The 23,679-nt window shown below is 69.7% G+C and carries 17 protein-coding genes; 6 read left to right on the top strand and 11 right to left on the bottom strand.

Going from position 1 to position 23,679, the window contains the following annotated elements:
- Positions 1–241: 241 nt before the first annotated feature.
- The 3 genes from OCJ37_RS13695 to OCJ37_RS13685 form a co-directional block, all read right to left on the bottom strand.
- A complete protein-coding gene (locus OCJ37_RS13695) occupies positions 242–601 on the bottom strand; it encodes a hypothetical protein (RefSeq protein WP_263110097.1) in 360 nt (119 codons plus the stop codon).
- Between the two features lie 389 nt (positions 602–990).
- Positions 991–1,332 (bottom strand): hypothetical protein, encoded by a 342-nt coding sequence (locus OCJ37_RS13690; protein ID WP_145701049.1) that lies wholly within the window; start codon positions 1,330–1,332, stop codon positions 991–993.
- A 124-nt stretch (positions 1,333–1,456) separates the two neighbouring features.
- The gene (locus OCJ37_RS13685; protein ID WP_263110095.1) at positions 1,457–2,632 is read right to left on the bottom strand and encodes a thiolase family protein; all 1,176 of its coding nucleotides are present in this window, start codon (positions 2,630–2,632) and stop codon (positions 1,457–1,459) included.
- Between the two features lie 187 nt (positions 2,633–2,819).
- Here OCJ37_RS13685 and OCJ37_RS13680 point away from each other — a divergent pair, with 187 nt between their 5' ends.
- Complete coding sequence (locus OCJ37_RS13680) at positions 2,820–5,660, top strand: S8 family serine peptidase (RefSeq protein WP_263110093.1); 2,841 nt, start codon at positions 2,820–2,822, stop codon at positions 5,658–5,660.
- A gap of 964 nt (positions 5,661–6,624) precedes the next feature.
- On the opposite strand, the gene OCJ37_RS13675 is transcribed toward OCJ37_RS13680, so the two are convergent.
- The 4 genes from OCJ37_RS13675 to OCJ37_RS13660 all read right to left on the bottom strand — a co-directional run bounded on the left by OCJ37_RS13675 (position 6,625) and on the right by OCJ37_RS13660 (position 10,882).
- On the bottom strand, positions 6,625–7,725 hold the full coding sequence (locus OCJ37_RS13675) for a Glu/Leu/Phe/Val dehydrogenase dimerization domain-containing protein (protein ID WP_263110091.1): 1,101 nt from the start codon (positions 7,723–7,725) through the stop codon (positions 6,625–6,627).
- 235 nt (positions 7,726–7,960) lie between these two features.
- Positions 7,961–9,547 carry a S53 family peptidase gene (locus tag OCJ37_RS13670; protein WP_263110089.1) on the bottom strand — a complete coding sequence of 529 codons (1,587 nt, stop codon included), beginning with the start codon at positions 9,545–9,547 and terminating at the stop codon, positions 7,961–7,963.
- Positions 9,548–9,732: 185 nt separating this feature from the next.
- Positions 9,733–10,263, bottom strand: a complete 531-nt coding sequence (locus OCJ37_RS13665) for a hypothetical protein (protein WP_263110088.1) — start codon at positions 10,261–10,263, stop codon at positions 9,733–9,735.
- A 301-nt stretch (positions 10,264–10,564) separates the two neighbouring features.
- Complete coding sequence (locus OCJ37_RS13660) at positions 10,565–10,882, bottom strand: YXWGXW repeat-containing protein (protein ID WP_263110087.1); 318 nt, start codon at positions 10,880–10,882, stop codon at positions 10,565–10,567.
- A 231-nt stretch (positions 10,883–11,113) separates the two neighbouring features.
- Here OCJ37_RS13660 and OCJ37_RS13655 point away from each other — a divergent pair, with 231 nt between their 5' ends.
- Both OCJ37_RS13655 and OCJ37_RS13650 read left to right on the top strand, forming a co-directional pair.
- On the top strand, positions 11,114–14,737 hold the full coding sequence (locus OCJ37_RS13655) for a methylmalonyl-CoA mutase family protein (protein ID WP_263110086.1): 3,624 nt from the start codon (positions 11,114–11,116) through the stop codon (positions 14,735–14,737).
- Between the two features lie 171 nt (positions 14,738–14,908).
- Positions 14,909–15,391 carry a nuclear transport factor 2 family protein gene (locus tag OCJ37_RS13650; protein WP_263110085.1) on the top strand — a complete coding sequence of 161 codons (483 nt, stop codon included), beginning with the start codon at positions 14,909–14,911 and terminating at the stop codon, positions 15,389–15,391.
- A gap of 318 nt (positions 15,392–15,709) precedes the next feature.
- Here the strand turns inward: OCJ37_RS13650 and OCJ37_RS13645 are convergent, their stop codons facing one another.
- Positions 15,710–16,198, bottom strand: a complete 489-nt coding sequence (locus OCJ37_RS13645) for a pyridoxamine 5'-phosphate oxidase family protein (RefSeq protein ID WP_263110083.1) — start codon at positions 16,196–16,198, stop codon at positions 15,710–15,712.
- 273 nt (positions 16,199–16,471) lie between these two features.
- Here OCJ37_RS13645 and OCJ37_RS13640 point away from each other — a divergent pair, with 273 nt between their 5' ends.
- Positions 16,472–16,645, top strand: a complete 174-nt coding sequence (locus tag OCJ37_RS13640; RefSeq protein WP_263113692.1) for a DUF1328 family protein — start codon at positions 16,472–16,474, stop codon at positions 16,643–16,645.
- Between the two features lie 330 nt (positions 16,646–16,975).
- Here OCJ37_RS13640 and OCJ37_RS13635 read toward each other — a convergent pair whose 3' ends face one another.
- The 3 genes from OCJ37_RS13635 to OCJ37_RS13625 form a co-directional block, all read right to left on the bottom strand.
- Positions 16,976–17,128, bottom strand: a complete 153-nt coding sequence (locus OCJ37_RS13635; protein ID WP_263110082.1) for a hypothetical protein — start codon at positions 17,126–17,128, stop codon at positions 16,976–16,978.
- 133 nt (positions 17,129–17,261) lie between these two features.
- Complete coding sequence (locus OCJ37_RS13630) at positions 17,262–18,662, bottom strand: trypsin-like serine peptidase (protein WP_263110080.1); 1,401 nt, start codon at positions 18,660–18,662, stop codon at positions 17,262–17,264.
- 338 nt (positions 18,663–19,000) lie between these two features.
- Positions 19,001–20,761, bottom strand: a complete 1,761-nt coding sequence (locus OCJ37_RS13625; protein ID WP_263110079.1) for a BamB-related PQQ repeat family beta-propellar protein — start codon at positions 20,759–20,761, stop codon at positions 19,001–19,003.
- A gap of 772 nt (positions 20,762–21,533) precedes the next feature.
- Here OCJ37_RS13625 and OCJ37_RS13620 point away from each other — a divergent pair.
- On the top strand, positions 21,534–22,670 hold the full coding sequence (locus OCJ37_RS13620; RefSeq protein ID WP_263110077.1) for a sensor histidine kinase: 1,137 nt from the start codon (positions 21,534–21,536) through the stop codon (positions 22,668–22,670).
- A 107-nt stretch (positions 22,671–22,777) separates the two neighbouring features.
- Positions 22,778–23,581 carry an SGNH/GDSL hydrolase family protein gene (locus OCJ37_RS13615; protein ID WP_263110075.1) on the top strand — a complete coding sequence of 268 codons (804 nt, stop codon included), beginning with the start codon at positions 22,778–22,780 and terminating at the stop codon, positions 23,579–23,581.
- Positions 23,582–23,679 lie beyond the last annotated feature (98 nt).

Here is a 23,679-nt window from a genome sequence, read left to right as displayed (position 1 = left end):
TCGCAGCTTTTGTTCCTTGCGCGGATCAGTGCGAGGTGTCGAAGTCGTCAGGTCGATCGTTCTGCCTGGTCGTGACTGAAAGCCGCGCAGTGGGCGCTTGCGGCGCGTCGTCAGGTGCTTTGTGGAAGCCGGCGGAGCCTAGGGCTGTCGTGCATGGAGAGCGTGGCGGCGGTGCGCTGGCGGTCCCGCCGCATCCGGCATGTTGCGCGGATGCGGCGGGAAGATCGACTAGCGCGATGGCTCAGTGCTTCTCGGGGTTGTCGTTGTGCGGATCCTGGTTGGCGTTCTCGCGGGCCTTGTCGGCGAGCTTCTGCGCGGCGCTGGCGGTGGCCTCGCTGGCGTCGGCGGCCGCTTCCTTGGCGGCGGCCGAGGCATCCTGCACGGCTTCGGAGTTGGCGGCACGATGCGCGGCGTCGCGGGCGTCGGCGGCGACTTCGCGGCCGGTCTGCGCGGCCTGGTCGGCGGCTTCCTTGGCGGCTTCGCCAGTCTGCTCGGCAGCGATCTTGGCGTCGCGCTGCGCCTGCTGCGATTCCGGGCCCTGGCACGCGGCGAGCGCCAGCGTGCCCAGCAATGCCATTGCCACGATCGGGGTCTTGTTCATGCGCGTTCTCCGTTGCTGGGTGATGCGGCGCAGCCTAGGCGGGCGTGCATGCAGCCGGCGTCAATGCCGCGCAATACCACCGGCTCCCATTCAGCTACGCCGCCAGCGCAGCAAGTCACAGCTCCGCAGGCCCAGCGCCAACGCCACGCTGAACACGATGGGCATCGCCCGGCCACGCTGGGAAGCAGGAACAACGCCCAGCCGATGATGATGCTGTGCGGACGGCCGCGGCGCTGCGGCGCCGCCGGACGGGCTATCGACCATATCGCGGCAAGGTCGAGGCCCGGAGCGCGCAAGCCGGCCGTCGGCACGTTTGCGCAAATCGCAGACAAAGAAAAAGCCGCTGGCGAACCAGCGGCTTTCTCAGACGTGCCTGAAGCGAGAAGTGATTACTTCTTGGCTTCTTCGGCAGCGTCCTTGGCCTTGTCGGCGGTGTCGTCCGCAGCCTTGGCGGTGTCGGCAGCCTTGTCGGCAGCAGCGTCGGTCGGGGCAGCAGCAGCGGCCTGCGAAGCGTCGGCAGCGGTGTTGGCGGCGGTAGCGGCCGTGTCGGCAGCAGCCTGGGCGGAATCGGCGGTGGCGGCACCGGCGGCCGAAGCCTGGTCGGCAGCAGCCTGCGCGTCGGTGGCGGCTTCGTTAGCCGAAGCAGCGGCGTCCTGCGCCTGCTCCTGCTTCGAGCATGCGGCCAGGGCCAGGCCCAGGGCCATTGCGATCAGCAGCTTGTTGATGCTCATGATGTGTCTATCCTCGTCGTTTAGTTAGGCAACGCGCTATTGCGCGCCCTCAACATGATGACAAGCCAAAGTCGGCTGTCAAGCGCATGCGCATTCATTTTTGTGTTTCAGGGGTTAATCCCAATTAAATCAATTCGATGGCGATAGCCGTCGCCTCTCCGCCACCGATGCACAGGGTCGCGATGCCGCGGCGGCCGCCGCGGGTGCGCAACGCGTTCACCAATGTCACGACCAGCCGCGCGCCCGAGGCGCCGATGGGATGGCCGAGCGCGCAGGCGCCGCCGTTGACGTTGACCTTGGCGTGGTCCAGGCCCAACTCCTTGATCGGCACCATCGGCACCACGGCGAACGCTTCGTTGATCTCGAACAGGTCGACCTGGTCCTGGCTCCAGCCGACCTGGTCGAGCAGCTTGCGGATCGCGCCGACCGGGGCGGTGGTGAACCATTCCGGCGCCTGCGAGAAGGTCGCGTGGCCGACGATCCGCGCCAGCGGCGCGATGCCGCGGCGCGCGGCGTCGTCGGCGCCGAGCAGCACCGTGGCGGCGGCGCCGTCGGAGATGCTGGAGGAACTGGCGGCGGTGACCGTGCCGTCCTTCTTGAACGCCGGCTTGAGCGTGGGGATCTTGGCGACGTCGGACTTGCCCGGCTGCTCGTCGCTGGCGAACACCGCCTCGCCCTTGCGGGTGGCGACGCGGACCGGAACGATCTCCGCGTCGAAGGCGCCGTCGCGCTGCGCGGCCTGGGCGCGGGTCACCGATTCGATCGCGTACGCGTCCTGGTCCTGGCGGCTGAAGCCGAACTTCTCGGCGGTGGCCTCGCCGAACACGCCCATGGCCTGGCCGTCGTCGGGGTTGGTCAGGCCGTCCCAGGCCATGTGGTCGACCGCCTGGAAGTTGCCGTAGCGGTTGCCGGTGCGCGAGTTCGGCAGCAGGTGCGGCGCGTTGCTCATCGACTCCATGCCGCCAGCGACGACGATGCTGGCCGAGCCGGCCTTGATCAGGTCGTGGCCGAGCATGATCGCCTTCATGCCCGATCCGCAGACCTTGTTGATGGTGGTGGCGCCGGTGGCGTCGGGCACGCCGGCCGCGCGCGCGGCCTGGCGCGCCGGCGCCTGGCCGAGGTTGGCCGGCAGCACGCAGCCCATGATCACTTCCGACACGTCGGCGGCGGGGATGCCGGACTGCTCCAGCGCGGCGCGGATCGCGGCGGCGCCGAGTTCCGGCGTGGGCACGCCGTTGAACTGGCCCAGGAAGGCGCCGATGGCGGTGCGCTTGGCCGCGGCGATGACGATCTCGGTCATGGCAAACCCTTACGAAGATGAGTTCCCGATTATCTGCCTCGGCGCGGCGTCTGCCAATCGCGGCCCGGCCGGCGAACGCCGCAGGGCGGATTTCCGGTGTAGATTCGGGGACGATTCAGGCCGCGCGTTTGCGGCCGCTAACGGAACGTTGCCTGCCGCAGTGGCCGGCGTGCATATCTGGAGAGAGATGATGCGGAAGTTGATGGCCCGGTCGCTGCTGGCGACCGCACTGGCGGTGGCGTTGACCTCGTGCGGCGGTGGCGGCGGTGGCGGGCTGACCCGCAGCGATCCGCCGCCGACCTCGCCACCGCCGACGTCCCCTCCACCGCCGCCGCCGCCGACTTCCCCACCCACCTCGCCGCCGACCTCGCCGCCACCGCCGCAGCCGGCGTTCGACGCGCACCTGGCGCTGACCAACACGCTCGCCGCGCGCAACGCCGGCTACGACGGCAGCGGCTTCCGCATCGGCGTGGTCGACACCGGCGTGAACCGCAACCACCCGGCGCTGGCCGGGCGCGTGGTGTCCAACCTGACCTACGTCGATCCGGCCAAGAACAACGTCAACGTCGACGATGTCGACGGCCACGGCACCACGGTCGCGCAATTGGCCGCGGGCAGGGCGGTGGGCGCGTGGCCGGGCGGCATCGCCCCGGGCGCGCAGATCGTGTCGGCGCGCATCATCAACGACACCTCGCCCGACGACGACGGCAGCGGCGAGGGCAACCAGACCAGCGGCGCGCTGGGCCTGGCGTCGATCCACCAGGACCTGATCAACGCCGGGGTCAAGGTGATGAACAATTCCTGGGGCGGCATCTACTGGACCGATCCGGGCGCGACCAACGCGATCGCCGCCGAATACCGCCCGTTCGTGCTGAACAACGGCGGTCTGGTGGTGTTCGCGGCCGGCAACGAATCCAAGGCCACGCCGTCGGACATCGCCTCGCTGCCGAGCCAGCTCGGTCCCGGCGGCAGCCATCCGGCGGCGGACCTGGAGCGCGGCTGGCTGGTGGTGGCCGCGGTGGATTCGAGCACCGGCAGCACGCTGGAGTCGTACTCCAACGCCTGCGGCGTGGCCATGCACTACTGCCTGGTCGCCCCGGGCACGGAAGTGTTCGTCGATCCCAAGGCGACCACCGCCAGCGCCAACCCGGGCTACTACTACGGCAGCGGCACCTCGTTCGCCGCGCCGCTGGTGTCCGGCGCGGCAGCGCTGGTGTGGCAGGCGTTCCCGTACTTCAGCAACGACCTGCTGCGGCAGACCCTGCTCGGCACCGCCACCGACCTGGGTGCGCCCGGCGTGGACGCCACCTTCGGCTATGGCCTGCTCAACGTCGGCAAGGCGGTGCGGGGACCGGCGCGGTTCGACTGGGGCGACGCCAGCGTGTCCTTCAGCGGCACTTCGACCTGGTCCAACGACATCGCCGGCAGCGGTGGCCTGGTCAAGCAGGGCAGCGGGACCCTGGTCCTGAGCGGCACCCAGAACAGCTACAGCGGCGTCACCCAGGTGCAGGCCGGCACGCTCAGCGCGGCCAGCCTGGGCTCCAACGTCGCCATCAGCAACGGCGCCACCTTCATCGGCACCGGACCGCTGCGCGGCAGCGTCGACAACTCCGGCACGTTCCAGGTCGGCGCGGCGACGTTGAGCCTGAGCGGCAACTACGTGCAGGCGAGCAGCGGCCGGCTGGCATTGCTGGTCGGCGACAAGCTGTCGGTGAACGGCACCGCGACGCTGCAGGGCGGCTCGCTGTACGTGCTGGGCAAGCGCGACTACGTGGTCAACAACACCGCCTACAAGGTGCTGGAGACCGGCGGCGGGTTGAGCGGCACGTTCGCCTCGGTGACCACGCCGTCCAACGTGTTCCTGACCTCGTCGCTCAGCTACGACGGTTCCAGCGCCTCGATCACCGTGCAGGCGCTCAGCGTCACCGCCACGGCGGCGAGCTTCGGCAGCATCACGGCCGCCACGCTGGCCTCGGCCACGCGCGTGGATGCGGCGTTCGCGCAACTGGATACGCAACTGAGCCAGGATCCGGCGGCGGTCGATGGGACGGTGCTGAAGGCGGCCGCGGCGGTGCAGCAGTCGCCGAGCGCGGCGGTGGCGGCGGCGACGCTGCGCAGCCTGTCCGGCGAGGCGCATGCGGCGGCCACGGCGATGACCTTCGACACCATCGACCTGCAGCGGCGCGCGCTGTCCGGGCGCTTCGACAGCCTGATTGCGCAACCGCGCGCGATCGGCGCGTGGAGCCAGCGCCTGGGCGACACCGGGCAGGGCAGCTTCGCCGGCAGCCGGTTCCAGCTCGACGGCTGGATGATGGGCCAGGACCTGCGCCTGGGCGAGCATGCGGTGGCCGGCTTCGCCTTCGGCGAGACCCGCGCCGACGGTGGCGACGACGGCGGTCTCGGCCACAGCCGCGATCGGCAGGTGCAAGGCCAGGCCTATCTCGGTGCTGTGAGCGGCAACGCCTATGCGCTGGCGCAGCTGGGCACCGGGCAGTACCGGCGCCAGCTCGACCGCAGCCTGCTGCTCGGCGACAGCGTGGCCGCGGCGTCCAGCCGTTACGACGGGCGCTTCCTGTCCGGCAGCGTCGAGGTCGGCTACCGCATCGGCCGCGGCAGGGCGTGGCTGACCCCGTACGCCGGCGCCGACTACAGCCGCATCGACAGCGACGGCTTCCGCGAACAGGGCGGCGACGGTTTCGGGCTGATGGCCGATGCCGCGTCCTCCTCGCGCAGCCAGGCCCTGGCCGGGCTGCGCGCCGGGTACGGCTGGCATGGCTGGTCGCTGCAGGGCTACGGCGAATGGCAGCAGACCCTGGCCGCGCAAGGACTGCAGCGCCAGGCCAGCTTCGTCGGCGTGGACGCCTGGGCGCCGCTGCTGGACCTGCAGCCGGCGCGCTCGGGCGGGCTGTTCGGGCTGAGCCTGGACCGGCGCTGGGGAAGCAGCGCGCTGGGCCTGGGCTACGACCAGCGCTTCGGCCCGCGCGGCGACGACCGGGCGATGTCGCTGCGCTATCGGCTGGGGTTCTGATGCAGGCCGCTGCAGCCGCGGGTTCTTGGCGGGGCATCGATGCCGACATGGCTGGGGGATGGGACGCTCGGTTCTCCACTCGTCGCGACTGAAGTCGCTCCCACAGGGCTTCGGTCTCGGCGATGGTGTGCCGGGTTTTTGTGGGGGGACTTCGGCCCCGATGCGCTTTCCCGGCCCGCGAAGATCGGGTCTTCGTTCGTCGCGGCTGAAGCCGCTCCTACAGGGGGCATTCGTCTCGGTGAGGTTGCGCTGGCTTTTTGTGGAAGGGACTTCAGTCCCGACGCGGTTTCTTGGGGCCGCATAGATCGGAGCTTCGTTCGTCGCGGCTGAAGCCGCTCCTACAGGGGCATTCGTCTCGGTGAGGTTGCGCTGGCTTTTGTGGGAGGGACTTCAGTCCCGACGCGGTTTCTTGGGGCCGCATAGATCGGAGCTTCGTTCGTCGCGGCTGAAGCCGCTCCTACAGGGGCATTCGGTCTCGGCGAAGGGGTGCCGGTTTTTGTAGGAGGGACTTCAGTCCCGACGCGGTTTCTTGGGGCCGCATAGATCGGAGCTTCGTTCGTCGCGGCTGAAGCCGCTCCTACAGGGGCATTCGTCTCGGTGAGGTTGCGCTGGCTTTTGTGGGAGGGACTTCAGTCCCGACGCGGTTTCTTGGGGCCGCATAGATCGGGCTTCGTTCGTCGCGGCTGAAGCCGCTCCTACAGGGGGCATTCGGCCTCGGCGAAGGGGTGCCGGTTTTTGTGGGAGGGACTTCAGTCCCGACGCGGTTTCTTGGGGCCGCATAGATCGAGGCTTCGTTCGTCGCGGCTGAAGCCGCTCCTACAGGAAGGCGCTGTTTGGCACGTTGGGTCGTTTTGTGGGCCGCGGCGGGCCCGCGTCGCTTGAGCCTATCCGTCCCGACGCGCTTGGGGGTCGGGATCGGCAGGCGCTGCGCTCGCTCGCCGCAGCGCCGGCGTACGCGCTTTGACTATTCGCCGCGCAGATGTCCCATCGAGCGCGGGGCGGTGCGGCCCAGCGGCAGCTTGAGCTTGCCGATCGCGTGCATGCGCGCTTCGGCGATGCGGTCGGCGGCCTGCTGCGGCGGGATGTTGTCGCGCTCGGACAGGTCGAAGATCTTGCCGAGGTTGTGGTACAGGCTGCGGATCAAGCGCATCGCGCGTTCGCGGTTGTAGCCGTCGATCTCCAGCGACACGTTCATCACTCCGCCGGCGTTGACCGCGTAGTCCGGCGCGTAGAGGATGCCGCGCCGGTGCAGCTCCTCGCCGACCGCGGCGTTGGCCAGCTGGTTGTTGGCGGTGCCGCAGATGATCTTGGCCTTCAGCCGCGGCAGCGTCGTTTCGTCGATCGCGCTTTCCAGCGCGCATGGGGCCAGCACGTCGGCGGCCACGTCGTAGATCTCGTCCGGCTTGACCGCCTCGGCGCCGTACTCGGCGACCGCGCGCTCGACCAGCGCCTGGTCCAGGTCGGTGACGTACAGCTTGGCGCCGCGTTCCTTCAGCAGTTTCACCAGCTCCATGCCGATGTGGCCCAGGCCCTGCACGGCGATGCTGGTCTTGCCGATCTCCTCGTGGCCGAGCTTGCGCTGCAGCGAGGCCATCAGCGCCTGCAGCGCGCCGTAGGCGGTGAACGGTGCCGGGTCGCCGGAGCCGCCATGCACCTGGTGCACGCCGGTGACGTACTCGGTCTCCAGGTAGATCTGCTCCATGTCGTTGACGTCGGTGCCCACGTCCTCGGCGGTGATGTAGCGCCCGCCCAGCGAATCCACGTAGCGGCCGAACGCGCGGAACAGCGCCTCGGACTTGTCGGCCTTCGGGTCGCCGATGATCACCGCCTTGCCGCCGCCGATGTTCAGCCCGGCCAGCGCGTTCTTGTAGGTCATCGTGCGGCTGAGCCGCAGCGCGTCGTGCAGCGCGGCCTCGGTGTCGGGGTAGGGGCGCATGCGCACGCCGCCCAGGGCGGGGCCGAGCACGGTGTTGTGGATGGCGATGATCGCCTGCAGGCCCACGTCGCGGTTGTGGCAGAAGACGACCTGTTCGTGGCCGGTGGTGGCTAGCGTTTCGAAAAGCATGGGGGGCTCCGCTGGCGTTGCAGGTGTAGGACACCTTGGTTCCAGGAACGTCCTAGTGAGGTGCGCAAAACAAAAAACGCGACGGGTTCCGGAACGGGTCCTGATCGTCGCGATGGGCGCATTTTAAAGCAATTGCCTGCATGCCGTGCAGCGCCCTGGAGGCGGGTGCCGGCCCTCGCCGCGCAAGCATCTCGGTGTGATCTGCGACGCTGGGCCAGGGCGGCGCGGCGCCGTTTCAGCCGCTGGCGCTCGCCGCCGCTACCGGCGTCGCGCCCGGCCCGGCGCCCAGCGCGGCGGCGATGCGCCCGCCGTCGGGCACGCCCAGGCCGGTGCAGGCATCCCAGCCGGGGCCTGCGCGGAAGCCGCCGTTGCTGCCGCCGACGATGTCGCGGCAGGCATCGGCCACCGCGTACAGCCGCGGCGGCAGGAACAGGCGGCGGCCGCCGTTCATGCCGTAGATGCGCGCCAGCAGCGCCGCCCACAGCGGCGCTGCGGCGCTGGTGCCGCCCATGACCGCCGGGCGCCCGTCGATGTGCACGTAGTAGCCGGTCTCGGCGTCGGCGTTGGCGGCCACGTCCGGCACGCCGCGCATGTTCAGCGGCTGCGCCGCCGCCTGCGTGCCGTGCAGCGCCAGGCCCTGCTGCCAGCGCGGCCGCGCGAACACCCGGCTCTGGCCGCCGCCGGTGCCGGACCAGGCCTGCTCGTGCGCCGCCTGCGCGTCGACCTGCAGGCGGGTGCCGCCGCAGGCCAGCACGAACGGGCTGGACGCAGGGAAGCACACGTTCAGGCCGGGCTGGCCGTCGCTGGCGCCGTCGTCGCCGGAGGCGATGCACACGGTGACGCCCAGCAGCGCGGCGGCCTGCAGCGCACGGTTGTAGGCCTCGCGCGACTGCGCCGTCCACAGCGTCTCGGTGAAGCCCCAGCTGATCGCGATGACGTCGGGCGCATGCACGCGATCGTGGATGGCGCTGACGATGGCCTCGAGAAAGCCGTTGTCGGTATTGGGCGCGAAGTACACCAAGAGTTTGGCGCCCGGTGCGATGGCGCCGGCGATCTGCACGTCCATCTGCACCTCGACGTCGGCCTTGCGCGCCTGCCCGCTGGGCCGGTTGCGCGCGCCGGCCAGCAGCACGTCGACGATCTGCGGCATCGGCAGCCCCAGCTCGGCGAAGTAGGCGGCCAGCTGCTCGCGCGCATAGCCGCCGCCCAGCGCGATGATGCCGATGCATTGACCGGTGCCGTCGTGCTCGGGAAAGCCGTACAGCTCGGCCAGCTGCGGCGGCGTGTACCGGGCCACCGGCGCCGCGGCGCCGGGTGAGGCGGTGACGTCCTGCGCCCGCGCGTGCGGCAGCATGCGCGCCTGCGGCCGATCGTCCAGGCCGAGCACCGCGCTGACCACGCCGTGCAGGGCGGCGGGCACCGACACCGCGCCGGTACGCCCGCGGTAGCGCAGGTCGTCGTTGCGGTAGTCGCGCAGGTCCACCTGGAACGCGCGGTCGAACTGCTGCACGCTGCCTTCCAGGATCATCACCCCGGCATGGGCCAGGGTCTGCTCCACGCACAGGCCGTGCTGCGCGGCGAAGGCCTCGACTGCGCGCAGGTCCTCGGCGTCGGCGGCGAAGCGCGAAGCGAATGCCTCGCGCGACAGCGGCGCGGGCACGTCGTCGCCGGCAACGTCGAGCAGGCGGGCCGCGGCCGCGTCCAGCGCAGGCTGGCGCAGCGCCAGCAGCACGCGCAGGCGATGCGCGGCCGGGAACTTGCCGGCATCGACGCAACCGGGCAGGGGGCTGCGCTCGCTGCCGCAGAGGATCTGGTAGTCCATCGTGCGTTCCTTGCAGGGGGGAGGTCGCGGCGAGTATAGGTAGCGCCGTTCTCGGCAGCTGCGATCCGCTGCGCGACGTTTGCCCCGCTTCATGTCGATGCGCATCGCCGGTTCATGTGCGATGCGGTGCACGGTGTGCCGTCGTGCGACGTTCTGGTGGACGTCGGTGCCGAGGCGCGTTGCGCTCAGTGTGCGGTGGCCTCGTCGGCGAACAAGGTGCTGGCCGCTTGCGCGCCGAGCAGGCGTTCGCGCAGCGCATGCGGATCGGCGCCGTGCGGCGGGTCCGAGGCCGCGGCCTGCAGATAGGCGGCGTAGCGATCGAACCAGGCCAGCACCTGCTGCGCCTGTGCGGCCGGCATGGCCGCGGCAAGCTCGCGCTGCAGCTGCCGGCGCCGGGTCGCCAGCGGCCGTGCTTCCTGCGTTGCCAGGAAGCGGTCCAGGTAGCGCCGCAAGGCCGGGTCCGGCACCACCTGCCCTTGCCGGTCGAAACGCAGTGCGCTTTGCGCCTGGGTAGCGTCGCTGGCGCGCGCTGTGGCGGGCGCGACGGGTGCCGCGCGCCTGGCGGCAACGGCATCGGCGGTGTGGCCGATGGCCTCGCCGAGCCCGCGGCGCGAGGCCGCGTCGGTGGGCCGCTCGCGCCAGGCGGCGACGCTGGCGATCGCCACCGCCACCACGGTGAGGGCGATCACGTAGGTTCCCGGCGGTACTTTCGGCATCGCTATGGCCTCCGGGCGCGCAGGCGCTGGAGCGGGCCGCGAACACGCATCCCGGGACGGCACGACGGGCCGCGCGTGCCGGCCGCGCCGCAACGGTTCAGCCCACCCGTTCCGGCGGCGGCGGCCGGCGACCGCGGCAAGAGCGCACGCGACAGCGAATGCCTGGACATGCGTGCTCCCGAGAACCGGCCGGTGCCGTGGTGCGCGCACTATCGCAAAGCGCGACGAACCCGGTCACGTCGCCGCGCAGCATCGTGGCCGCGCTCGCCGCAGCCGCGGCCGGGCGCCGCCACGCCGGGGGCTAGCGATGCATCCAATAGCCGTCGTGGAAGCGGTAGCCGGGGCCGCGATGCACCCAGCGCGGGCCGACGTAGACATAGCCCGGGCGCGCGACCACGTAGTGGCCGGCGACCCAGACATGGCGGCGGCCGTTCCAGCGCCAGTAGCCGGGCGCCCAGACATGGCCCGGCCGCACCACCACGCGTTCGAACCGCGGCGGCGGCGGCGCGGTCTGTACCGACAGTTCCACCACCGAACGCGCCTGCGCAGGCGTGGCCAGCAGGCCGCCGGCGAGCGCGCTGCCGAGCAGGGAAGCCAACAACAAGGGACGAACCGACATGGGAATCTCCAGCGACATCGGCGGGATGCCGACGCCAGCGCAAACGCGGCAGATGCGGCCGCTGTTGACGCATCGCCCGGCCGCATTCATGTGGCGGATAGCTGGCGAGCCGCGTGGCGTCTGTGCGCCGCCTGGTCGCCGCCGCGAACGCCGCCGCATGTTGCAGCGCAACCTGCCCGTGTCACCTCGCGCGCCTAGAATCACGGCATTCTCTTTGCCGATCTCCTGCCGATGAGCCTTCCCGCATCCCGCGTCCCGCTGCCGCAAGCGGATACCAGCCCGTTGCGCTTCGTCACCGCCGCCAGCCTGTTCGACGGCCACGACGCGGCGATCAACATCATGCGCCGGCTGATCCAGGCGCAGGGCGCCGAGGTGATCCATCTGGGCCACAACCGCAGCGTCGAGGACGTGGTACGGGCGGCGCTGCAGGAGGACGCCGACGCGATCGCGCTGTCGTCCTACCAGGGCGGCCACGTCGAGTATTTCAAGTACATGGTGGACATGCTGCGCGAACGCGGCGCCGGCCACGTGCGCGTGTTCGGCGGCGGTGGCGGCACCATCACGCCCGAGGAGATCGCCGAACTGCAGGCCTACGGCGTGGAGCGCATCTACCACCCCAACGACGGGATGAAGATGGGCCTGGTGGAGATGATCGAGGATGTGGTGGAGCGCGCGGGGCGCGCGCGGGATGCGGCACCGGGGACGCGGGACCCGGAACAGGCCGGCGCCTCGCTTCCGGGCATCGACGACGAGATCGGCATCGGCAGGGTGCTCTCGGCGCTCGAGGACGGCGCGTTCTCCGAATCCGAGCTGGCCCTGCTGCGCAAGCAGTGGCAATCCGGCCTGCCGGGCACTTCCGAGTCCCGCGCCCCCGGTCCCGAGTCCCGCACCAGGCGCGCAGCGCCGGTACTCGGCCTGACCGGCACCGGCGGCGCCGGCAAGTCCTCGGTCACCGACGAACTGCTCAATCGCTTCCTGGCCGGCTTCCCGCAGATGCGCATCGCGGTGGTGTCGGTGGACCCGAGCCGGCGCCGCACCGGCGGCGCGCTGCTCGGCGACCGCATCCGCATGAACGCCTTGCGCAGCCCGCGCGTGTACATGCGCTCGATGGCCACGCGCCGCCAGCATGCGGCCACCAACCTGGTGCTGAAGGACTGCATCGCGTTCCTGAAGGGCATCGGCTACGACCTGGTGATCGTGGAGACCGCCGGCATCGGCCAGAGCGATTCGGAGATCGTCGACCTGGTTGATTTCCCGGTGTACGTGATGACCAGCGACTACGGCGCGCCGAGCCAGCTGGAGAAGATCGACATGCTCGACTTCGCCGAACTGGTGGTGCTGAACAAGTACGACCGGCGCGGCGCCGAGGACGCGCTGCGCGACGTGCGCAAGCAGTGGCGCCGCAACCGCGTGGCGTTCCAGCTGGAGGACGAGGCGGTGCCGGTGTATCCGACCATCGCCAGCCAGTTCAACGATCCCGGCATCAGCTGGATGTTCGTCAACCTGTGCCGGTTGCTGCGCGACAAGCTGGGGCTGGACGCGGCCGCGGGCGCCGACGCGCTGCGCTGCGACTTCCGGCCGGAACTGGACACCACGCTCAAGGAACCGCGCGCCACCGTGCTGATTCCCGGCGCCCGCGTGCGCTACCTGGCCGAGATCGCCGAGCAGGGCCGCGCGCTCAACGCCGGCATCGAACGCCAGGCCGAGGCCGCCGACCGCGCGCAATCGTTCTGGCAGTCGCTGCACGAACTGCAGGATCCGCAGTTGCCCAAGCAGTTGGATCTGTATGCCATGGAGGACCTGCAGCTCGCCCCTTCCGCGGCCGCGCCCGCGGCGGCAGGCGCCGCCGTCGATGCGACCTTGCTGCTGCTGCGCCAGCGCTACAACGATGCGGTGCAGGCGCTGTCCAGCGACTCGCTGAAGCTGCTGCGCGAGTGGCCGCAGCGGCTCAAGTCGATCACCGACCCGGTCACCGAGTACGAAGTGCGCGGCAAGGCGATCCGGGTGGAGAACTACCGGCAATCGCTGAGCCACCAGCCGATCCCCAAGATCGCCGCGCCGCGCTACAAGAGCTGGGGCGAACTGCTGACCTTCCTCGGCAAGGAGAACCTGCCCGGCAGCTATCCGTACACCGGCGGCGTGTACCCGTACCGTCGCGCCGGCGAGGATCCGATCCGCATGTTCGCCGGCGAAGGCACGCCCGAGCGCACCAACCGCCGCTTCCATTACCTCAGCGTGGGCCAGCCGGCCGCGCGCCTGTCCACCGCCTTCGACAGCGTCACCCTGTACGGCGAGGACCCGGCGCCGCGCCCGGACATCTACGGCAAGGTCGGCAATTCCGGGGTCAACATCCCGACCCTGGACGACATGAAGAAGCTGTACTCCGGCTTCGACCTGTGCGCGCCGACCACCAGCGTGTCGATGACCATCAACGGCCCGGCGCCGATGATCCTGGCGATGTTCATGAACACCGCCATCGACCAGCAGGTGGAGAAGTACCTCAAGGCCGACGCGCAGCGCTGGGCGCAGGCCGAACAGACCCTGGCGCAGCTGTTCGCGGGCAGGGAGCGCCCGCGCTACCACGGCGAGCTGCCGCCGACCAACGACGGCCTGGGCCTGGCCCTGCTCGGGGTCAGCGGCGACCAGGTGGTCGACGCGCAGACCTATGCACGGATCAAGGCGGACACGCTGTCCAGCGTGCGCGGCACGGTGCAGGCCGACATCCTCAAGGAGGACCAGGCGCAGAACACCTGCATCTTCAGCACCGAGTTCGCGCTGCGCATGATGGGCGACATCCAGCAGTACTTCGTCGAACACAAGGTGCGCAACTTCTACTCGGTGTCGATCTCCGGCTACCACATCGCCGAGGCCGGGGCGAACCCGATCAGCCAACTCGCCTTCACCCTGAGCAACGGCTTCACCATCGTCGAGTACTACCTGGCGCGCGGCATGCGCATCGACGATTTCGCGCCGAACCTGAGCTTCTTCTTCAGCAACGGCATGGACCCGGAGTACACCGTGATCGGCCGCGTGGCGCGGCGCATCTGGGCGCGGGCGATGCGCGAGCGCTACGGCGGCAACGAGCGCAGCCAGATGATGAAGTACCACATCCAGACCTCCGGCCGCTCGCTGCATGCGCAGGAGATCCAGTTCAACGACATCCGTACCACGCTGCAGGCGCTGTACGCGCTGTTCGACAACTGCAACAGCCTGCACACCAACGCCTACGACGAGGCGATCACCACGCCCACCGAGGAGAGCGTGCGCCGCGCGGTGGCGATCCAGATGATCATCAACAAGGAACTCGGGCTGAACTTCTGCGAGAACCCGTGGCAGGGCAGCTTCATCGTCGAGCAGCTCACCGACCTGGTGGAGGAGGCGGTGTACAAGGAGTTCGAGGCAATCAGCGAGCGCGGCGGCGTGCTCGGCGCGATGGACACCATGTACCAGCGCGGCAAGATCCAGGAAGAGAGCCTGTACTACGAGCACAAGAAGCACGACGGCAGCCTGCCGCTGGTCGGGGTCAACACCTTCCTGCCCAAGCAGCACGCTGGCGAGACCGCGACCCAGATCGAGCTGATCCGCTCCACCGAGGGGGAGAAGGGGCAGCAGATCGCCAACGTGCAGGACTGGCAGCGGCGCCGCAACGGCATCGTGCTGCCGCCGCCGCAGCAGGCCGGCGCAGCCGGCACGCCAGCGCCCGGCGACGACGCCGGCCTCGGCTACCTGCAACGCGCCGCGCGCGCGCGCAGCAACGTCTTCGCCGCGCTGATGGAGGCGGTGAAGACCCATAGCCTGGGGCAGATCAGCCACGCGCTGTACGCGGTGGGCGGGGAGTACCGGCGCAACATGTAGCTGCCGGCAGCGGCCAGCGACGGCTGTGGCGCGTGCGTTGATGGTGCCTGCAGCCGCTGCCACGTCTGCGTTTGCCGCTACTCAGCGCGCTGCCGGCGGCATGCGCTGGCGCCATTGCGGGCGCGGCCTGGGCGACTCATAGTTGCGCATCGACAAGTGGGGGATGCGCGGATGAAGGCATGGGGGTCGCTACTGCTGCTGGTGGCTTGCGCTGCGACGGCACGGGCCGCGGCGCCGACCGAGGACGGCACTACGGGGCCGCTGTTCGACACGGTCGCCGCGCTGGACCAGCGCCTGTTCGGCGCCTACAACCGCTGCGACATGGCGGCGTTCGAACACCTGTTCGTGCCCGACGTGGAGTTCTATCACGACACCGGCGGCGCCAGCTGGGACCGCAAGACCGTGGTGGACAACACGCGCAAGTGGATCTGCGGCAAGGTCCGCCGCGAGTTGGTGGACGGCACGCTGCGGGTCTACCCGATCAAGGACTTCGGTGCGATCGAGGAAGGCGAGCACCGCTTCTGCGAGCTGGCCAGCGGGCGTTGCGAAGGCATCGCCAAGTTCGTGATGGTGTGGCGCAAGGATCAGGACGGCTGGAAGCTGACGCGGGTGCTCAGCTACGGCCATCGTACGGCCAATCAGCCGTCGCCTTGAGCGGCCGGCTTGCGTCAAGAGGATGTTGCACGGTTCTGCGGGTATGAAAGCCGATGCCGACCTTCATGCGCGCGTTCGCGGCGCGCTGGTGGAGAGACATTTGCGCTGACATTCCTGTGCGCGGTGCAAGACAGAGCGCCGAGGGCGCCGCTCTATGTCGCTGCGCAACGACGGAAAATGATTGTGGAGGCGATCCGTCACCAAATCGCCTCTTGCGTCGCGCGTTTCAGATGATTGCGGCGGCCACCGAAGCCGCCGCCGTGGCGCTGAAGATGCCCGTTCTAGCGGTTCGCCAGAGCGGCGTCGTGCCGATGCCGCTCAGCGCAGCGGCACGTCCGCCACCTTGTCCTGGTAGTCGCGCTTGGGGTCGATGCCGAACAGCACCTTGATGCCGGCCACCAGGCTGGAGCCGTTGAGCCAGATCTGCGCGTGGTCGGGATCCAGGCGCAGCAGCGCCAGCTTGGGATCGTCCTTACCCTCTTCGTACCAGGCATCGATGAAGCCGTTCCACAGGCGTTCGATCACTGCCTGGTCGTTGTCCACGCTGAGCGTGCCGCTGATGCTGGCGAACAGGTCGTGGTCCTTGGCGCTGAATGCGGCGATCACCCGCTGGCTCTCGGTCAGCTTGTGCACCAGTGCGTTGTCCTTGGAAGTGAAGAACCAGATCGGGCCGCCGCGGTCGCCTTCGAATTGGGCGGTCATCGGCCGCGCGTGGCCGTCCTCGACGCCGTCCAGGCCGAGCATGACGGTGCGGTCGGATTTCAATGCCTTCCAGAATTTCTCTTCCAGTTCCTGCGGGCTGGCCATGCGGATCTCCGATAGGGCGTGAATGCCGGCGGTCACTGTGCCGCGCCGCGCGCGCGCGACCCGTGATGGATGCGTTGACGGGGCGTGTAGGCCTTGCGCCGCTCATGGGCACGTTCATCGATGCGCCGCGACCGGCGAAAACGGCGACGCGCGACGCTTCACGTGCGGAGCATGGAGCGCTGGCTAGCATCCAGGAACACGGTCGCACGGCGCGGCCGTGGCGGCGCGCCGGCTCGGCGCATCGCGCCTCCATCGCATCCGGAAGACAGCACCATGATCAAGTGGGCCATCATCATCGCCATCATCGGACTCATCGCCGGCGCGCTCGGTTTCACCGGCGCCGCGGGCGCGGCCATGGGCATTGCCAAGTTCCTGTTCTGGGTCGGTATCGCCATCGCCCTGGTGCTGTTCCTGCTCGGCACCATGCTGGCCAAGAAGGTCGGCTGAGCGTTGCAGGATCCCGACGGCGCGCAGGCGCCTGCTTGGGGTCTGCGTCCGGCCAGGCGCTTGGCGCTTGGCCAGGCGGCGAGAACGGCACCGTTGTCGCGTCCATCGGCTTCGACGACCGGCCAGCTGTGGGCAGGCGTCCGGGAATGATCCAGGCAAGGAGCCGGGCACAGCCCCTGGCCCGAGCCGGGTCTGCACGTCCATCGGCTCTTTCGCGTGACGCGCCGGATTGCCGGGCGTCCGACTGCAAGTAGGCCGCCACGTCGGCGCGGCCAATGGCGCGACCGGCACGCGTCGGCAGATGCCGGCGCGGAGCCGTTGCCGCCGGGCTCAGTTGCCGCTGTCGGGCGTCTTCGCCTGTGCGTCCGCTGCGGCCTTGGCCGCCTCGCGCGCTTCGCGCTTGCGCGCGTCCTTCTCGTCCTGCTGTTTCTTCTTGGCGATTTCGCGCTGACGTTTTTCGAAGGAGTAGTTGGGCTTTGCCAAGTGGATGCCTGCCGTATGTGCGTTGGGGCTCCCAGTGTAACCGTTGCGCGGCGGGGCAGTGGCCGGCCGCGGGCAGGCCACGCGCGCGGCGTGGCCTGCTCCGGCCCGGGAGTACGGCCCTCCCGGGCGCCGCTTACGGGCTCAGGTAGGGCTGGATGGTCGAATACACGTCGGAGAAACGCGAGTAGTAGTCCGGATCGCTGGGCGCGCTGCAGTACGAGGTGCCGCCGTACAGGCCGCCGCGCAGCTGGTAGGCCCCGCTGCTGTTGACGGTGAACAGGCCCGAACCGGAGGAGCCGCCTTCGGTCACGCCGGTGTTCCACACCACCCGGTACAGCGGCGACTTGCCGTCGATCGAGGTCGACAGGCCGGTGACGCTGCCCAGCGAGTACTTCTTCACGTCGCCGGCGGGGTGGTGGATGCCCTCGATCGCGGTGCCGGTGGAACCGATCGCCGAACTGCTCCAGCCGGCGTAGAACGCGCCGCTGGGCGGGGCGGTCTTCAGTTCCAGCAGCGAGGTGTCGCGGGTGGTGTTGGCATGGCGCAGGTAGGCGCCGCCGCTGAGCGTGGTGTAGGACGAGCTGACCGTGGAGCCGTTGCAGGTGGTGGCGTCGTAGAACCAGTAGGTCTGCAGGGTGTTGGCCACGGTCTGGGTGCTGATGCAGTGCGCGGCGGTCCAGAACAGGTACTTCTTCGGCGAGTTGCTGTTGTTGAGCAGGGTGCCGGTGCACAGGTAGGAGCCGCTGCTGGTGCTGAACACCATGCGCGCCACCGACTTGGCGGCCGAAGTGAAGCCGCTGGTTGGGCTGGCGCGGCAGACGATGTCGCGCTCGCACGAATCGCTCTCGCCGATCATCGGCCGCATCATTTCCTCGCTGGCGACGGGATTGATGTCCATGTGCGAGAGCTGCGGAATCTTCAGCGCGAAGCCCTGCGGATACTGGCCGGCCGGCAGCTCGATCTCCACCACCAGGCGCGCGCCGGATACCGCCGCCGACCAGCCCGGCGCGCTGCCGGCGAAGTCGGCGCCGCTCTGCTCGAACACGCGGCCGTCGTCGCCGGCGAAGCGCAGCGTGGCCTTGCTCGGGTCGCCGGGCTGGGCGCCGCTGCCGCTGAGCTGCAATGCCGCGCGCAGCGCTGCCGCGCCGGTGGAGACGATCTCGAAGCTGGTCACCTGCGCGCCGCTGGGCAGGCTCTGCCAGCGCAGCCGGCGCAGGTTGATCGCCGGGGTGGCGATGTCGCGGGAGAAACCGATCTGCAGCGGCTGGCCGTGCTTGACCTGCTCGCCGCGTACTTGCCTCATCTTCGCCGCCTGGGCGCTGTCGGGGGCGGCCAGTTCGATCAGGCGCGGCGCATGCGCGCTGCCGGTGGCGAGGCTGCGCAGTTCGGCACCGCCGAGCGCAGCGGCGTCGGGGCGCGCTTCGACCGGCGCGGAGTCCATCTCGGCCGCGGGGGGATTGGCGGCCATGGCGATGGGGGAAAGGCCGGAGATGCCGGCGAGCAGGGCCAGATACAGGGCGTTCTTGCGATTCATGGATCTTCCTTCTGCTGGAAAGACGACTGGACCATCCGGCAGGGGACCGGATGCCGTTGCGCCTCGTCCAAGGCGCAGGGCCGAGGCTACGGGCGCCGGCACGGCGATTGCGTGCGCGCCATCACGCGCGTGGGGCCGATTTCGTAGACGCTTGTCGCCTTGCCGTCGCAGGCCTGTGCCGGGTCAAGGCGCCGCACCGCACGCGGCCGACGGCGCCAGCCGTGGCGCGAGGCGGCCATCGCCGGCTCGATCGCACAGCCGGCGCAGCGGTGGCGTGCGCGCACAAAAAAGCCCCTCCTGCCTGCGCAGGAGAGGCCGTGGTGCGATGGATCGTACGATCAGGGGCTGCGGCGGGTCGCCGGGACGAACTTGTAGAGCTTGTGCACGCCGGTGCCGAAATTGAAGCGGCTGTAGCCTGCGCCCCAGTACACCGCACCGTCCACGACGGCCGGCGCGCTCGCCACCGAACCGCCGGCATCGAAGCTCCACAGCGTGGCGCCGGTCCGGGCATCGAGCACCGTCATCGCGCCGGACATCGAGCCTGCGTAGACCAGCCCGGGCGAAGAGGCGAGCGGACCGCGCCCGCCGGCACCGAAGCTGGGCTGGACCGGTTCGACGCCGGGCACCTTCACCTGCCACACGATCCTGCCGGTGGCCGCGTCCAGCGCCGCCCACGAGCCGGCGTTCCAGGTTTCGGTATTGCCGGGGGCGAGGGTGTAGCTGGTGTGGCTGCTGTTGTTGATGGCGACGTAAACGCGCGAGGCGAGCGGATCGACCGACGAGCCCCACTCGATGCCGCCGGCGGTGCCGCCCGGGCCGACCTGGGTCGACCACACGGTGCGCCCGCTGTCGGCGTCCAGCGCCCAGTACACGCCGCTCTTCTGGCCGGCGCCGACCAGCGCCTGCGGCTTGCCGTTGCGGACCACCGTGAACAGGTTGGCGCCGCCGCCGCTGAAGTCGTAGTCCGGCCCTTGCGGGTCCTGGCAGATGCCGGCGGTCGGCGCGACCAGGCACGACAGCGACCAGGCATCGGCGCCCTGCAGGCGGCGCGTCCACACCGGCTTGCCGCTGCGCATGTCCAGCGCCAGCACCGAGTCCACGTAGTCGTCGGGCGCCAGGCAGGCCAGTTGTGCGCTCTTGTCGCCATTGGCGTTCTTGACGCAGCTGGCCACTTCGGCCGGCACCGAGTAGTTGTTGCCGGTGGTGGCGTAGACGCGCTGCCGGCGCGGGTCGATCGCCAGCGTGCCCCATACCGACGCGCCGGAATAGCCTTCAGGCGCGGTGCGGAAGCTCCACAGCAGCTTGCCGGTCTTCAGGTCGAGCGCGGCCACGCTGCCGCGGAAGGAGAATTTGTAGCCCGGGCTCAGTCCGCCCCAGTCGCCGGAGGACACGCCGACATAGACGCGGTCGCCATACACGACTGGCGAGGCGGTGATGCGCGCCTGCGCATTGGCTTCGACCACGGTCTTCCACAGCAGCTTGCCGGTGTTCTTGTCGATCGCCAGCACGGTGCCGCTGGCCTGGTCGCCGACCAGCACGCTGTTGCGCGCGATCGCCGGGCTGTTGCGTGACAGCGAGCTGGCGTTGCCGGTAAGGTCGGACAGCTTCACCTGCCACACCGCCTTGCCCAGCGCGGTGTCGATGCGATACAGCTGGCCGCCCCAGTCGGGCACGTACAGCGCGCTGCCCTGCACGGTCGGCGTGGCGGAAACGTCGCCTTGCGTGGTGAAGGTCCAGGCGGTCTTCAGCCGCGCCGCGTTGAACGGAGTGATCTGCCACTCGGCGGGTGCGAAGCGGGCGTTGAGATAACCGCCGCCGGCGTTTTCCCAACTGGTGCGCGTGGCGAACGGCGCGCCGCCGCTGCCGCCGAACCATGCGCCGGCGCCGCCCTTGCCGGCGTTGCCGTACGCGGATGCGGTGCTGTTGGCGCCGTCGCCTTCGCCATTGCTCAAGTCACTGGCGGGCGCTGCGGTGTCGTTCGAGTCTTGGATGGAGGGAGCGATTGCGGACTGTGCCGATGCCGATGTGCCGAGCATCAAGCCGGGAACCAACGCCAGCCACAGCACAGAGAGTTTCCGGTGCGCGTAATGCCTGTTCATGCGGTGTCCTTCGGGACTTGGAGTAGGGATCCCCCCTTGCTTCCGGCGCAATGGTAGAAACGAAAATCGGCGCGTGTCATGTACGCACAAAAAAGTTAGGGCATGCGAAAAACCCGCACAGATAGCGAAAACAAATCGTCTGCACGCCGAACTGCCCGGAAGCGCCTGCATCGCCCGGGCAGGCATACCTTGGCGTACGTGGCACGGATTCCGCTGCAGTGCCTTGCCGGGCAACGGTTTATGCGTTCGTCCAAGCATGCAGGGCGGGCGGATCTGCGCGTGCGGCGGGGGCGGTCGGCGCCGCATGAGCAGTGGCTGAATGCAGGGATCGCGGCGTCTCGGTGTCCATGCAGGAGCGTGACCGGGTGCAGCTCATGGCACTTGGGTGACGGACCTGTGCACCATGCGCTTTCGCCCGGGGGCGCACGGGCCTGCCGCCGGAGCGTACGCAAGGTCCGCCGTCGGTGCCGACAGGCAGGACCGATGCTCGTTGCAGGCACGCCTCGCACAGGCGCGCCACCGTGCAAGCCGGGCGGCTGGCGTCCAGGCATGGCCAGGCCTGCGGCCACTGCCAGCATGACACGGATGTACGCATCGACGCGGGAATGTTTAAGCTGGCGCATTGACGCGCCTGGGGATATGCAATGGCAACGCTTTGCTGGGGAGGCTGTGTGGCGTCGACGACATGCCAGGGCGGCACGGGGCGCATCGATCCGGCGGATCGTCGCGTGTGGCGGGCAGGGCACGGCCGCCGCGGCGCCAAGAGGCAATCATGAAGCTGGCCGATTTCATCGAGGCGAACATCGAGCCGCTGTGCAGCGACTGGGTGGCGTTCGCGCGTACCCGCGGCGAGCAGGGCGAAGCGATGAGCCCCTACCAGTTGCGCGATCACGCCGCGCAGCTGCTGGCCGAGATCGTCGCCGACATGCGCGAGCCGATGAGCGCCGCGCAGCGGCGGCTGCGTTCGCAGGATGCCGGGCCGGAGGCGTTCGAGACCGAGGGCGCGGCCAGCCTGCATGCCCGGCAGCGGGTCAAGCACGGCTTCGGCATGGTGCAGCTGGTGTCCGAGTTCCGCGCGCTGCGCGCCAGCGTGATGCGCCTGTGGGGCAAATCCGAGCACACGCCGGGAGTGCAGGACCTGCCGGACATGAGCCGCTTCAACGAGGCGCTGGATCAGATCCTGGCCGACTCGCTGCGCGCCTTCATGGAGAACATGGAGCAGACCCGGCACCTGTTCATGGGCATCCTGGGCCACGACCTGCGCGGCCCGCTGTCCACGGTGATGAGCTGCGCCGAACTGATGCTGCGCCAGGGCCCCGAACGCGCGCCGCAGGCGCAGATGCTGTTGCGCAGCGCGGCGCAGATGAAGGCGATCCTCGACGACCTGATGGAATTCACCGGCGACAATCTGGGCGTGGCGGTGCCGGTGCGGCCGGAAGCGGCCAGCCTGGAGCTGTTGACCCGCGACGTCGTCGACGAGATGGCCGCGATCTATCCCACGCCGGCGGTCCAGGTGACCGCCAGCGGCGACCTGCACGGCAGCTGGGACACGATGCGGCTGCGCCGGGTGGTGGCGAACCTGCTGACCAATGCATCGAAGTACGGCAGCCGCGACCATTCCATCGGCATCGTGTTGAACGGCGAGCTGGCGGACGAGGTCAGCGTGAGCGTGCACAACCATGGGCCGCCGATTCCCGACGAAATGCTGGGTTCGTTGTTCGAGCCGCTGACCACCACCGCACAGACCGACGGTACGCCGCAGGCGGCCGGCGCGAACCTGGGCCTTGGGCTGTACATCGTCGACAGGATCGTGCGTGCGCACGGCGGGCGCATCGACGTCAGCTCGTCGCAGCAGCATGGCACCCGGTTCGTGGCGACGCTGCCGCGGCAGGCGATCGCCAGCAGCTGAGCGTCGCCGGAGCCGGCAGGTACGCTGGATCACGCCGAACCGGGCGGCCCGCGCGCATGCGCGAGATTTGGATTAGGGTGCGCGTTTCCCCGACCTGGAGGTGGACCGTGAAACCGTCATCGATCGCCGCGATGCTGTCGCTGTGCCTGGGCATCGTGCAGCCCGCGCTCGCGCAGAGCGCCGCGCCCGCCGCCGACGCGCTGCAGGGCAAGGTGGATGCGCTGTACACGCGCGCGCCGGACACGCTGCAAGCCAAGGACGTGGCCGAGCTGCAGAAGCGGCTGCTGGACTGGGCGCAACTGGCGCGCTACCGCGCCGACAACGCCGCGCTGGCGCCGCCGGCGGCGGGCGAGCGGCGTGTGGTGTTCTACGGCGATTCGATCACCGACGCGTGGGGGCGCATGCAGGGCTCGACGTTCTTCCCCGGCAAGCCCTACGTCAACCGCGGCATTTCCGGGCAGACCACCGCGCAGATGCTGGTGCGCTTCCGCCAGGACGTGATCGACCTGAAGCCGGCGGCGGTGGTGATCCTGGCCGGCACCAACGACCTGGCCGGCAACACCGGCCTGTCCACGCAGCGCATGATCGAGGACAACCTGCGCTCGATGGTCGAACTGGCGCAGGCCAACCGCATCAAGGTGGTGCTGGCCTCGGTGCTGCCGGTCAGCGACTATCCGTGGCGGCCGGGGCTGCAGCCGGCGGACAAGATCCGCGCGCTCAATGCCTGGATCGCGCAGTACGCGCAAAGCCACGGCGCGGTGTACCTGGATTACCACAGCAAGATGCGCAACCGGCAAGGCGGCATGGACAAGGCCCTGGCCTACGACGGCGTGCATCCCACCGCCGCCGGCTACACGCTGATGGCGCCGCTGGCGCAGCAGGCGGTGGAGCGCGCGTTGGCGCAGCCGTAGGCATGTCACGCAACAGCGCCTGCTCGGGAGTGACGACACGCCTTTAGCGCTGTCGCGGCCAGGCGCTCGACGCGGTCGGATCGCCGATCGGCCGGTCG

This window comes from Xanthomonas sp. AM6 (assembly GCF_025665335.1).
GTDB lineage: Bacteria > Pseudomonadota > Gammaproteobacteria > Xanthomonadales > Xanthomonadaceae > Xanthomonas_A.
Note: the sequence above shows the minus strand (reverse complement) of the source record. Positions and strands in the feature narration are given on the sequence as shown.